Origin of the sequence: Pseudomonas sp. NPDC089752, assembly GCF_044748725.1 — a bacterium.
Taxonomy (GTDB): Bacteria; Pseudomonadota; Gammaproteobacteria; order Pseudomonadales; family Pseudomonadaceae; genus Aquipseudomonas.
Window position 1 is genome coordinate 123,249 of sequence record NZ_JBIVGP010000004.1, and the last position, 12,621, is coordinate 135,869.

At 62.6% G+C, this 12,621-nt stretch carries 10 protein-coding genes; 5 read left to right on the top strand and 5 right to left on the bottom strand.

Annotated elements, in window-relative coordinates:
* The first annotated feature begins 13 nt into the window (after window positions 1-13).
* The 3 genes from ACIPZF_RS08015 to ACIPZF_RS08025 are packed head-to-tail and all read left to right on the top strand — an operon-like array spanning window position 14 to window position 2,729.
* Window positions 14-925, top strand: coding sequence for a glycine betaine ABC transporter substrate-binding protein (locus tag ACIPZF_RS08015; RefSeq protein WP_400797427.1), 912 nt, complete (start codon window positions 14-16; stop codon window positions 923-925).
* Window positions 922-1,575 carry an ABC transporter permease gene (locus ACIPZF_RS08020; protein ID WP_400797430.1) on the top strand — a complete coding sequence of 218 codons (654 nt, stop codon included), beginning with the start codon at window positions 922-924 and terminating at the stop codon, window positions 1,573-1,575. The genes ACIPZF_RS08015 and ACIPZF_RS08020 overlap by 4 nt, the downstream gene beginning before the upstream one ends.
* On the top strand, window positions 1,572-2,729 hold the full coding sequence (locus ACIPZF_RS08025) for a betaine/proline/choline family ABC transporter ATP-binding protein (RefSeq protein WP_400797433.1): 1,158 nt from the start codon (window positions 1,572-1,574) through the stop codon (window positions 2,727-2,729). Before ACIPZF_RS08020 ends, ACIPZF_RS08025 begins: the two co-directional genes overlap by 4 nt.
* Before the next feature lie 72 nt (window positions 2,730-2,801).
* Here the strand turns inward: ACIPZF_RS08025 and ACIPZF_RS08030 are convergent, their stop codons facing one another.
* The 3 genes from ACIPZF_RS08030 to ACIPZF_RS08040 form a co-directional block, all read right to left on the bottom strand.
* Window positions 2,802-5,231: a TonB-dependent siderophore receptor gene (locus tag ACIPZF_RS08030; protein WP_400797436.1), complete on the bottom strand. Its 2,430-nt coding sequence runs from the start codon at window positions 5,229-5,231 to the stop codon at window positions 2,802-2,804.
* A 108-nt stretch (window positions 5,232-5,339) separates the two neighbouring features.
* On the bottom strand, window positions 5,340-6,302 hold the full coding sequence (locus ACIPZF_RS08035) for a FecR family protein (RefSeq protein WP_400797438.1): 963 nt from the start codon (window positions 6,300-6,302) through the stop codon (window positions 5,340-5,342).
* Between the two features lie 17 nt (window positions 6,303-6,319).
* Window positions 6,320-6,808, bottom strand: coding sequence for an RNA polymerase sigma factor (locus ACIPZF_RS08040; RefSeq protein WP_400797441.1), 489 nt, complete (start codon window positions 6,806-6,808; stop codon window positions 6,320-6,322).
* Window positions 6,809-7,314: 506 nt separating this feature from the next.
* On the opposite strand from ACIPZF_RS08040, the gene ACIPZF_RS08045 reads away from it, so the two are divergent.
* Window positions 7,315-8,478 (top strand): type III PLP-dependent enzyme, encoded by a 1,164-nt coding sequence (locus ACIPZF_RS08045; RefSeq protein WP_400797444.1) that lies wholly within the window; start codon window positions 7,315-7,317, stop codon window positions 8,476-8,478.
* Window positions 8,479-8,635: 157 nt separating this feature from the next.
* Here ACIPZF_RS08045 and ACIPZF_RS08050 read toward each other — a convergent pair whose 3' ends face one another.
* Window positions 8,636-9,385: a tetratricopeptide repeat protein gene (locus ACIPZF_RS08050; RefSeq protein ID WP_400797447.1), complete on the bottom strand. Its 750-nt coding sequence runs from the start codon at window positions 9,383-9,385 to the stop codon at window positions 8,636-8,638.
* Between the two features lie 3 nt (window positions 9,386-9,388).
* Entirely contained in the window at window positions 9,389-10,069 is a 681-nt protein-coding gene (locus tag ACIPZF_RS08055) for a Fe2+-dependent dioxygenase (protein ID WP_400797450.1), read from the bottom strand.
* Window positions 10,070-10,290: 221 nt separating this feature from the next.
* Between ACIPZF_RS08055 and ACIPZF_RS08060 the strand changes: the two genes are divergently transcribed.
* Entirely contained in the window at window positions 10,291-12,579 is a 2,289-nt protein-coding gene (locus tag ACIPZF_RS08060) for a TonB-dependent receptor (protein ID WP_400797452.1), read from the top strand.
* The last annotated feature ends 42 nt before the right edge of the window (window positions 12,580-12,621 follow it).

The following is a 12,621-nucleotide window of genomic DNA, read 5'->3' on the forward strand; positions in this document are numbered from 1 at the left end:
ACAGAGGGAACGTATGAAGAAGAGAATCGCCTTGCTGCTGGGCGCGGCCCTGCTGTTCGCAGGTTTTGCCCAGGCGGCGGAAAAACCGCTGGTACGCATCGGCGCGCGGGTGTTCACCGAACAGACCGTGCTCGCCGAAATCACTGCTCAATACCTGCGCGCCAACGGCTTCGATGTGCGCGTCACCACCGGCCTTGGCAGCAGCATCGCCCGCCAGGCCCAGGAAACCGGCCAGCTCGACCTGATGTGGGAATACACCGGCGTGTCGCTGGTTTCCTACAACCATATCGACGAGCGCATGCCCAGCGCCGACGCCACCTACGCCAAGGTCAAGGAACTGGACGCGAAGAAGGACCTGATCTGGCTGACCCCGTCGAAGTTCAGCAACACCTACGCCCTGGGCCTGCCCAAGCAGGTGGCCGAAGCCTACCCGCAGATCAACACGATCAGCGACCTCAACCAGGTGCTGCGTGACGAGCGCAAACGCAATCACCTGGTGGCCCTGGACACCGAATTCGCCAACCGCCCGGACGGCCTGGTCGGCCTCAAAGAGATGTATGACCTGCAAGTCGGCCGCGCCAATATCCGCCAGATGGACGCCGGCCTGGTCTACACCGCGATGCACAACAACCAGGTGTTCGCTGGCCTGGTGTACACCACCGATGGCCGCTTGAGCGCGTTCAACCTCAAGCTGCTGGAAGACGACAACCACTACTTCCCCGACTACACCGCCGCCCCGGTGGTGCGCAAACAAGTACTCGACGCCAACCCGCAACTGGTCGGCCTGCTCAAGCCGCTGGCCGAGCAGCTCGATGACGAGACCATGCGCCAGCTCAACGCCAAGGTCGATGTCGAACACCAGAACCCGACGGCGGTGGCCGCCGCGTTCCTGCGCGAGCACCCCCTCAAGGAGGTACAGCCATGAGCCTGCTCGATACGTTCGCCCACCTCGACTGGGCCCAGGTGCTGCAGCTGACCTGGCAGCACATCATGCTGGTCGGCATCGCCGTCAGCCTGGCGATTCTCGTCGGCGTGCCGTTGGGCATCCTGATGACCCGCTTTCCCGCCGTCGCCGGCCCAGTGCAGGCCAGCGCCACGGTGCTGCTGACCATCCCGTCGATCGCCCTGTTCGGCCTGCTGCTGCCGTTCTACTCCAAGTTCGGCCAGGGGCTGGGGCCGCTGCCGGCCATTACCGCCGTGTTCCTGTATTCGCTGCTGCCAATTCTGCGCAACACCTACCTGGCCCTGACCAACGTCGAGCCCGGTATCCGTGAAGCCGCACGCGGCATCGGCATGACCTTCGGCCAGCGCCTGCGCATGGTCGAGCTGCCCATCGCGGTACCGGTGATCCTCGCTGGCGTGCGCACCGCCGTGGTGATGAACATCGGCGTGATGACCATCGCCGCGACCATCGGTGCCGGTGGCCTTGGCGTGCTCATCCTCACTTCCATCAGCCGCAGCGACATGTCGATGCTGCTGGTCGGCGCCGTATTGGTCAGCCTGCTGGCGATCATCGCCGACCTGCTCCTGCAAACCCTGCAACGTGCCCTGACTCCAGAAGGACTGCGCTCATGATCGAACTCAAGAACCTCAGCAAGACCTTCAACGTCAACGGCAAGGACGTCAAAGCCGTCGACTCGGTCAGCCTGACCGTCAACGAAGGCGAAATCTGCGTCTTCCTCGGCCCCTCGGGCTGCGGCAAAAGCACCACGCTGAAAATGATCAACCGCCTGATCACGCCAACCTCCGGCCAGGTGTTCATCAATGGCGAAGACACCAGCGGCCTGGACGAAGTGACCCTGCGCCGCCAGATCGGCTATGTGATCCAGCAGATCGGCCTGTTCCCCAACATGACCATCGAGGAGAACATCACCGTGGTCCCGCGCCTGCTCGGCTGGGACAAGCAGCGCTGCCACGAGCGTGCCCGCGAGTTGATGAGCATGATCAAGCTGGAACCCAAACAGTACCTGCAGCGCTACCCGCGCGAGCTGTCCGGTGGCCAGCAGCAGCGCATCGGTGTGATCCGCGCGCTGGCGGCGGAGGCTCCGGTATTGTTGATGGACGAGCCGTTCGGCGCGGTCGACCCGATCAACCGCGAGATGATCCAGAACGAATTCTTCGAGATGCAGCGGGCGCTGAACAAGACCGTGATCATGGTCAGCCACGACATCGACGAAGCCATCAAGCTGGGCGACAAGATCGCCATCTTCCGTGCCGGCAAGCTGCTGCAGCTGGACCACCCGGACACCCTGCTTGCGCACCCGGTGGACGATTTCGTCAGTAACTTCGTCGGCCAGGACAGCACGCTCAAACGCCTGCTGCTGGTGCGCGCCGAAGATGCGGCGGACAACGCGCCATCGGTAAGCCCGGAAACGCCGGTGAGCGATGCGCTGGAGCTGCTGGATGAACATGACCGCCGCTATGTGGTGGTGACCGATGGGCAAAACAAGGCACTGGGTTATGTGCGCCGGCGTGACATGCACCGCCAGCAAGGGACGTGCGGTGACTTCCTGCGCCAGTTCAATGCCACCGCCTCGCACGATGAGCATTTGCGCATCCTGTTGTCGCGGATGTACGAGTTCAACCGGGCGTGGTTGCCGGTGCTGGATGCCGAGCAGGTGTTTTTGGGCGAGGTGACCCAGGAGTCGATTGCCGCTTACCTGAGCTCGGGGCGTTCGCGGGGGGCGAAGACCAGCATCGTGTCGCCGGCCGAGGCTGTGGTTTCCTGAGCTGGCCTCATCGCGGATGAATCCGCTCCTACCTGTAGGAGCGGATTCATCCGCGATAAAGGCGACGCGGTATCAGAACCCTACACTGGCCTGCACATAGAAGGTCCGCGGCTCCCCCACATACAACCCGGCATTGTTATCGCTCGACCGAGTGAAATACTGCTTGTCGAACAGGTTCTTCACCCCCGCCGCCAGCTTCAGGTTGGACACCTGCGGCCCAAAGTCATAGCCCCCACGGGCATGCCAGGTCACGTAGCCCGGAATGTCGCCATACTGCCCATCGGCACTCGGCTCGGTGATGTAGTCGCCATTGAAGCTGCCATTGGCGTTGATCCCGGTACCCGGCGCGCGTTGTTTGGATTGGGCGAAAGCGTCCAGGTTCCAGGTCCAGCGGTTGACCGCGTAACGCAGGCCAGCCGTGGCCACCTGGCGTGAGTAGAACGGCAAGTCACGGCCTTTGAAGCCAGGAATTTCCCCTTCATAAGTGGCACGGGTGTAGGTGTAGCCACCATTGACCGATAGGCCCTCCAGCCGCGGGTCCAGCCCGGCCAGGTCATAGCGCACCGATGCTTCGATACCCTGGTGCTTGGTGGCGCCCAGGTTGGTCCAGCCGACATCGTTGCTGATGTACTGCAGTTCGTCATCGAAGTCGATGTAGAACGCAGTGAGCTCTCCGGCGAAGCCGCCGTTGTCATAACGCGTACCGACCTCGTAAGTCTTGGCCTTTTCCGGCTCCAGGCCATTGGCCGTGCTGTTGCCAGTGCCGCCCTGGCCCAGCTGGAAGTACTGCAGGCTGCCGAACGAGGTTTCGTAGTTGGCGAACACCTTCCAGGCATCGGAGATGTGATACATCACGCTCAGCGCCGGCAGTGGCTCGTTGCTGGTGATGCTGCGCTTCTTCTCCGCCACCGGGCGGTTGTTGGCGTCCAGCACCGGGCGGTCGCGCCAGTCGGTGTTGATGTGCTCGAAACGGATGCCCGGGGTGATGGTCCAGTTGCCGACATCGATCTTGTCGTCGATGTAGTAAGCGCTGGCCTCGGTGCCGCCGCTGCGGTCCTGGAATACGTGGCCATCGGAGGTCGGGGTTACGGTCGGCACGTTGTCGATCAGCGCCAGGCGGGTCGATTGTTCACGCATGGCTTCTTTCAGGTAGCGGTAGCCGACGCTGACTTCCTGGGTGGTGGGGCCGGCGAAGAAGATTCGCGATACGCGCGGCTCGATGGCGAAAGTGTGGTAGTTGCGCGGGTACGACGACAGGGTCTTCATGTCCCGTGCGGCGATGGCACTGCCACGGAAGCTGTCGGTGTAGTAGGTCAGCACTTCGAACTGGGTGGCGTCGTCGAGTTGGCGCTGCCATTTGAACGACACATCTTTGCGTCGGCCGGCGAAGTAGTCGTAGTCGCGCAGCGACTGATACGGGTTGCTGTCGTACTGCGCCTGGGTCAGGCCGCCGGGCATGTCGGCGCGGCCATCGTAGTAGTGGAAGTTGAGCCAGAACTCGTCGCCATCGGTGGGCGCCCAGTGGGTCTTGAGGATGACGTCGTCGATGTCGTTGCCATTGTTGCTTTCACGGTAACCGTTGCCGTTCACCCCGGTGTACAGCAGGGCCACGCCCATGCCGTTGTCGGCAGTGCCGCCGACGAAGGCCGACTCGGTGTGTTTCCAGCCGCCATGCTGCGAAGTTTCCAGGGTGGTGGACAGCTCCGCCGAGGCTTTTTCCGGGATTGCCCGGGTCACGAAATTGATCACCCCGCCGACGTTCTGCGGGCCATAGCGCACGGACCCGGCACCGCGGACCACGTCGATGCTGTCGAGGTTACCCGAGGAGATCGGCGCCATCGAAAGCTGCGGCTGACCATACGGAGCGAAGGCCGCCGGGATGCCATCGATCAGCACGGTCGAGCGCGGCGACAGGCGCGAAGTCAGGCCGCGCACCCCGACGTTGAGCGACAGGTCGCTGCCACCGGTGCCGTTGGAGTCCTGTACCTGCACCCCGGGGATGCCACGCAGCACATCACGCACGTTCATCGCGCCCTCTTCGATCATGGCCTCACGACGCACTACGGTGCGCGCGCCAGGGTGGTTCTGCACCACCGCCTGGTTGGCATCGCCCAGCCAGTCACCGACCACCTTGATGTCGGTGGGCGCCAGCTCCAGGCTACCGCTGCCCAGATCCAGGGTGGTCGGCAATGGCTTTACCACCACGGTGTCCTGGGACATCTCGAACGTCAGGCCGCTGCCTTGCAGCAACTGCTGCAGCGCCTGCACCGGCGCCAGCTTGCCGGACACCGCCGGGGCCTGCTTGCCGGCCACCAGCTCCGGGCTGTAGAACAGCTGCAGGTTGGTCTGCTGGCCCAGCTGGCTGAGCGCCGAGGCCAAGGGTTGCGCCTGGATCTGGATTGCGGCGCCCGCCTGTTCGGCGTGGCTGTTGACGGCCGCGGCACTGACCGCAATGGCGAGCGCAAGGGCGCAGAAGCGTGGCAGAGGTTTTTTGTTGTTCACGTCGTCAAGACATCCTGAAGTTCGGGATAAACGCCAACCGCATGCAAATGGAAATGCTTGGCAGTTGCAGCTGGCGAGGAAGACGAACGAGCTGAAAAAAACCTGAATCTATTTCGCGATTATTTCGCGAGAGCCGTCTTCGTGGGTTTTGATGGCCACCGGCAGGATGCTCGGCAAGGCACGCAGCAGGGCGTCAGTGTCGTCGGTGCTGAAGGTGCTGGACAGGCGCATCTGCGCCACCTTGCCGGGAGCAACGCGCAGTGGCTGGGCACGATAACGCGAGGCTTCAGCCACCACCTCGGCCAGGGTGGCGTTGTCGAACACCAGCTTGCCCTGGCGCCAGGCGGTCAGCGCCGCGGCATTCACCGCATAGGGCGGCGCCACTTTGCCTTGTGCATCTATAGAGGCGCCCAGGCCGGCCGTCAGTTGCGCCAGCGAAGCGTCCTTGCCCTGCACGCGGACCGACCCCTGCTCCACCGCCACACGGGTGGCAGTCGGGTCCAATCGCACATCGAAGCGCGTGCCGGTGACGGTCACGCTGCCCTGGGCGGTGTCGACCACGAACGGTCGGCTGCTGTCGTGGGCGACGATGAACATCGCTTCGCCGGCGCTTAGCTGAATGTGCCGACGCCCTGCGCTGAAATCGACCTGCAGTTGCGTACCGCTGTTGAGTTCCAGCTGCGAGCCGTCCGGCAATTCGACCTGGCGACGCTCGCCAAAGGCAGTCTGCAAATGATCCTGATGATTCAACCGCTGATGCTGCCAGCCACTCCAGCCCAGCCCCAGGGCGACCACGGCGATGCCCGCCGCCAATGCCTGGCGCACGAAGCGTCGGCGTGGCAACTGCTGCACGGGATCTGGCTGGCACAGCGCTTCGAGGCGCTGGCGGGGGATGAAATCGGCTGCGCGCCACAGCCTTTCGAAGTGCTCGTACTCATCGCGGTGCCGCGGGTCGGCCTCCTGCCAGGCGCGCAACTGCGCCCGAAGCGCGGCATCACGCGGCGCATCCTGCACGCGGGCGAACCATTCGGCCGCCTGCTCGCGGACGCTATCGCTGCCGTGCTGTTTCATGGGGAGGGTCTCCTGACTCATCGTGCCGACACATCCAGGTGCTCACGCAGATGTCGGAGCGTGCGGATCATATACTTTTCGACCGTGTTCTTGGTCAAACCCATGCGCTCGGCGATCTCGGCCTGGGTCAGGCCCTCAAGCTTCTGCCAGATGAATACCCGCCTGCAGTTGAGAGGCAACTCGGCCAGCGCCCGCTCGACGCTGTCGGCCAGCTCCAGAGCGTGCACGTAGGCTTCCGGGTCGCCGCTGCTGCTGGTGTTTTCATCGAAAGCCTCCAGCTCCAGTGCCTGGCGCCGGTCTTCGCGGCGAAAACCGTCCACGGCAATATTGCGCGCGGTCTGGTGCAGGTAGGCGCGTGGCTGCTCGACCCGCTCGCGCGGGTTTTCCAGCACCCGCACAAACGCATCGTGAGTGAGGTCCTCGGCCTGCTGACGACTGCGCAGCTTGCGCGTCCAGGTGCCGATCAGCTCATGGTAGTGGTCGAGAAAGCCTTTGGGTCCGGACACGGTCGGGGTCGTCAGGGAGGCAAGGAAGGGTGCGAATAGTAATGTTTCTCATCAAAATCGGCAATTCCGCCAGTCGGTAACAAAAAATTTATGGGTCATTTTCTGCACGTGGGTACCAGAAAAATGTGGCCATAAATATGAACACCTGCGGCCCTTTCGCGGACAAGCCAAATCTCACCTGAACGGTGTGATCCCTGTAGGAGCGGGCTTGCTCGCCAAGGGGCCAAAGCGGTCTATTCCACAATATTTAACGCTTCAAACATCCCAGGGAACATCTTCCGGTCACACGAGTCGGTTATTCAAATGGCTGGTCGTCGATCCACGCCGATCACGCCCGGATTGCCTGTTGATTCTGCATTCTTCACGCCCTAAAGTGCGCGCCGAACGTCCATGCTGGAAACGATCCATCCGGCTCAAGTACTGAGTAGGCGAACCAAAGTGGGGATACGGAGGACGTTCAGTTTGCAGCCACTTATCTTTTCAGTTTGCCCATGGAGTCCCTGAGCATGTCGATCCAGGTCGAAGATTATTTCGCGCGTGACACCTTCCAGAAAATGAAGGCGTTCGCCGACAAGCAGGAAACCCCGTTCGTACTCATCGATACCCAGATGATCAGCCAGGCCTACGACGACCTGCGCGCCGGTTTCGAATTCGCCAAGGTCTACTACGCGGTCAAGGCCAACCCGGCGGTCGAGATCATCGACCTGCTGAAAGAGAAAGGTTCGAGCTTCGACATCGCCTCGATCTACGAACTGGACAAGGTGATGGACCGTGGCGTCAGCGCCGACCGCATCAGCTACGGCAACACCATCAAGAAGTCCAAGGACATCCGCTACTTCTATGAGAAGGGCGTGCGCCTGTATGCCACCGACTCCGAAGCCGACCTGCGCAACATCGCCAAGGCAGCGCCGGGCTCGAAGGTTTACGTGCGTATTCTCACCGAAGGCTCCACCACGGCCGACTGGCCGCTGTCGCGCAAATTCGGCTGCCAGACCGACATGGCCATGGACCTGCTGATCCTCGCCCGCGACCTGGGCCTGGTGCCATACGGTATCTCCTTCCACGTGGGTTCGCAGCAGCGCGACATCAGCGTGTGGGACGCCGCCATCGCCAAGGTCAAGGTGATCTTCGAGCGCTTGAAGGAAGAGGACGGCATCGAGCTGAAGCTGATCAACATGGGCGGCGGCTTCCCGGCCAACTACATCACCCGTACCAACAGCCTGGAAACCTACGCCGAAGAGATCATCCGCTTCCTCAAGGAAGATTTCGGTGACAACCTGCCGGAAATCATCCTGGAGCCTGGCCGTTCGCTGATCGCCAACGCCGGTATCCTGGTCAGCGAAGTGGTGCTGGTCGCCCGCAAGTCGCGCACCGCCGTCGAGCGCTGGATCTACACCGACGTGGGCAAGTTCTCCGGCCTGATCGAAACCATGGACGAAGCCATCAAGTTCCCGATCTGGACCGAGAAGAAAGGCGAAGCCGAAGAAGTGGTGATCGCCGGCCCGACCTGCGACAGCGCCGACATCATGTACGAAAACTACAAGTACGGCCTGCCACTGAACCTGGCCATCGGTGACCGCCTGTACTGGCTGTCGACCGGTGCCTACACCACCAGCTACAGCGCGGTGGAATTCAATGGTTTCCCGCCGTTGAAGGCTTACTACCTGTAATGCACAACGGGGCCGAAAGGCCCCGTTTTCATAGGTGTGCTGTCAGCTCTGGCCTCTTCGCGGGCAAGCCCGCTCCCACAGGTACCTCACTGAATTTGATAACCGTGGGGAACCTGTGGGAGCGGGCTCGCCCGCGAAGAGGCCAGTACAGGCAACCTCAAATCTCCCGCCTTCCGATCTCTTCGGCATACCGCTCAGCAAACGCCATCAACACCGGCCCCGCCCCCTGCAACGTCACCAACGCACTGCGCAGGAAATTCATATTCCCTTCGACCCGTGCCTGCTCCAGCCAGCGCCCGGCCTCAGCCAGCTCGCCCCGCTCGACCAGCACCAGCGCCAGGCTGAACATCCCGCGAAAATCCCCTGCTTCGGCTGAACGCCGATACCAGCGCACCGCCCGTACCGGGCTCGGCGCGCCAGCTAAGCCCTGCTCCAGGTAACGCCCGTACAGGTTCATCGATTTTGCATGGCCCATCTGCGCGGCCTTCTCGTAGCACGTCAATGCCTGGGCCTGATTGGCCGGCACCCCACGCCCGGTAGCCAGCAGATTGCCCAGATTGTAAAGGCCCCAGTCGAGGCCAGCGTCCGCTGCCCGCGCATAGTGGATGGCGGCCTGGCTCAGGCTCACCTCGCCACCCCAGCCATGTTCCAGGCAACGTCCGAGCATGTTGTGGGCCATGGCGCTACCGCCTTGGGCGGCGATACCGAACCAGCTCCGCGCAACGCAGGCGTCCTGTTCGATGCCACGCCCGTCCAGCAAGATCTGCCCGAGCAACAACTGCGCCTCGATCACACCCTGCCCGGCTGCCGCCAGAATCGCCTGGGCCGCCTTGCCGGGGCTGTCCTCAAGCATGGCCTGCAGGCCTGCAACATCCACGACTTCCTCACGACGCAATTGATAGGACACGGATCAGACCTCAGCCCAACGGCGCAAGAGGTTGTGGTAGGTGCCGGTCAGTTGCAGCAACGAGGGGTGCTCGGGCACATCGGCGGTGAGTTGCTGGATGGCGTTGTCCATCTCGAACAGCAACGCCCGCTGGCTGTCTTCGCGCACCAGGCTCTGGGTCCAGAAGAACGCCGCATAGCGCACACCCCGGGTCACCGGGTTGACCTTGTGCAAGCTGGTACCGGGGTACAGCACCAGATCGCCTGCGGCCAGTTTGATCTGCTGCACGCCGTAAGTGTCCTGGATCACCAGCTCGCCGCCGTCGTAGCTGTCGGGGTCGCTGAGGAACAGGGTCGAGGAAAGATCGGTGCGCACCCGCTCCGGGCTGCCTTGGGGCTGGCGCAAGGCATTGTCGATGTGGAAGCCGAAGTTTCCGCCTTCGCGGTAGCAGTTGATCAGCGGCGGGAACACCTTGTGCGGCAGCGCCGCCGACATGAAACGCGGGGTTTTCCACAAGCGATCGATCAGCGCAGCGCCGATCTCCTTGGCCAGCGCATGACCTTCCGGGAGTTGCAGGTTGTGCTTGGCCTTGGCCGACTGGTAACCGGCCGTGACCTTACCGTCGGCCCAGTCGGCCTGCTCCAGAGCTTCGCGAATGCGGGCGAGCTCGTCGGCGTCGAACAAGCCGGGAATGTGAAGCAGCATGGCGGCGGCACCGTCAAGAAATGTAAAGGCGTCAATGATATTGATTCCCTTTTGCACGGCACAAGCCCTTTCGGCGCCTTAGACGTTTCAGCCTGCCGTAACCGTAAAGAGAATTTGTAAAGATTGTAAATTCTTCGCGAATGGTAACGAGTCTCAATTGTTAGTTACAATCGCTTACATTATGCTCCGCCGCCTTCACACCTTGGGGAAGGCCAACAGACATGCGTCACGTACCATCTGCAGTGAGTTCACCACGCCTGATCGTCACCGCCATCGGCGTCGCTCTCAGCGCTTCGAGCGCTTATGCCGCCGATCCAGCCGCCAACAATGCCGTCACCCTCGACGCCACCAGTGTCAATGGCAAGGCTGAACAGGCCAGCACCGATTACAAGGTCGAAAAGGCCTCCTCGCAGAAGTACACCGCACCGTTGGTGGACACCCCGCGCTCGGTCACCGTGATCCCGCAACAGGTGATCAAGGACACCAACGCCCTGAGCCTGCAGGACGCCCTGCGCACCGTGCCGGGCATCACCTTCGGCGCTGGCGAAGGCGGCAACCCGCAAGGCGACCGCCCGTTCATCCGTGGCTTCGACGCCCAAGGTGACACCTACCTGGACGGCGTGCGCGACACCGGCGCGCAGACTCGCGAAATCTTCGCCATCGAGTCGGTCGAAGTCGCCAAGGGCCCGAACTCGGCCATCGGTGGCCGCGGCGCCGCGGGCGGCACCATCAACCTGGTGAGCAAGCGCGCCCACCTGGGCAACTCGCTGGACGGAGCCTGGACCTGGGGCAGCGACCAGACCCAGCGCTACACCTTCGATGGCAACTACCAGTTCAGCGACAGCGTCGCCGGCCGCCTGAACCTGATGACCCACGAAAGCAATGTCGCCGGCCGTGACAAGGTCAATTACGACCGTTGGGGTATCGCCCCGTCCCTGGCCTTCGGCCTGGGCACACCGACCCGCGTCAACCTCGACTATTACCACCTTGAAAGTGACGACCTGCCGGACTCGGGCATCCCGTACACCATCCCGACCGGTGGCAGCGGCGCGCGCACCTCGGCGCACCCGAGCAAGCCCAACGACGGCGGCGACAGCGACAACTTCTATGGCTTGACCGGCCGCGACTTCCGCAAGAGCCGCGTCGACATCGCCACCTTCGCCATCGAGCACGATCTGACCGACTCGCTGACCATCAAGAACACCCTGCGTCATGGCAACAGCATGCAGGACTACATCCTCACCCAGCCTGACGACAGCAAGGGCAACGTCAACAACGGCAGCGTATGGCGCCGCGCCAACACCCGCGTTGGCAACACCGCCACCACTACCAACCAGACCGACCTGTTTGGTGAGTTCTATGTGGGTGGCATGAAGAACAGCTTCTCCACCGGTATCGAGCTGAGCCGTGAAGAGAGCGAGCGTTCGTCCTACACCGTCAACACCGATACCGTGCCTGGCGGCGCCGCGAACACCAACTGCACCCCGAGCATGATCGGCGCCAGCAGCGGCTACAACTGCACCTCGCTGAGCAACCCGAACCCGGACGATCCGTGGAACGGCAGCATCGCCCGCAACTACGCCGGCACCACCACCAACAGCAAGACCCGCGCCCTCTACGTGTTCGACACCCTGGAGCTGACGCCGGACTGGCTGCTCAACATGGGCCTGCGCTACGACCACTTCGACACGGACTACAAGACCTACAACGCAGCGGGTACCACCACTGCCAAGGGCAAGGACGTCAGCGAATTCGTCACTGGTCAGTTGGGCCTGGTATGGAAGCCGGCTGAGAACGGCAGCATCTATGTGTCCTACGCCACCTCGGCCACACCACCTGGCGCGATGCTCGGCGAAGGCATGGAAGGCAACCCGCTGGGCGGCTCGACCGACCGTGCCGGCAACCTGCTGAGCAGCGACATGGAGCCGGAAGAAACCACCAACTACGAAATCGGCACCAAGTGGGACCTGCTCGACCAGCGCCTGTCCCTGGCCGCCGCGCTGTTCCGCACCGAGAAAGAAAACGCCCGCGTACAGGTGGACACCACCACCTACGAAAACGTCGGCGAAACCCGCGTGCAGGGCATCGAACTGTCGGCCAGCGGCAAGCTCACCGACAAGTGGCAGGTGTTCGCCGGCTACACCTACATGCAGGCACGCCAGATCGACGGCGGCCCGCTGGGCAAGGCCAACGACGGCAATCAGCTGCCGAACACGCCGAACAACAGCGCAAGCCTGTGGACCACTTATGCGATCACGCCGAAGCTGACCATCGGTGGCGGCGCGTTCTACGTGGATGACGTCTACGGCAGCGTGGCCAACACCACCATGGTCGACAGCTACGTCCGCTACGACGCCATGGCTGCCTACAAGCTGACCAGAAACGTCGACTTGCAGTTGAACGTGCAGAACCTTACCAATGAGGTCTACTACGACAAAGCGTTCTCCACCCACTTCGCCAACCAGGCGGCGGGTAGGACCGCCCTGCTGACTACCAGCGTCCACTTCTGATAAGGGGACTGGGTTGATCTGCTGGCCTCATCGCGGCTGAAG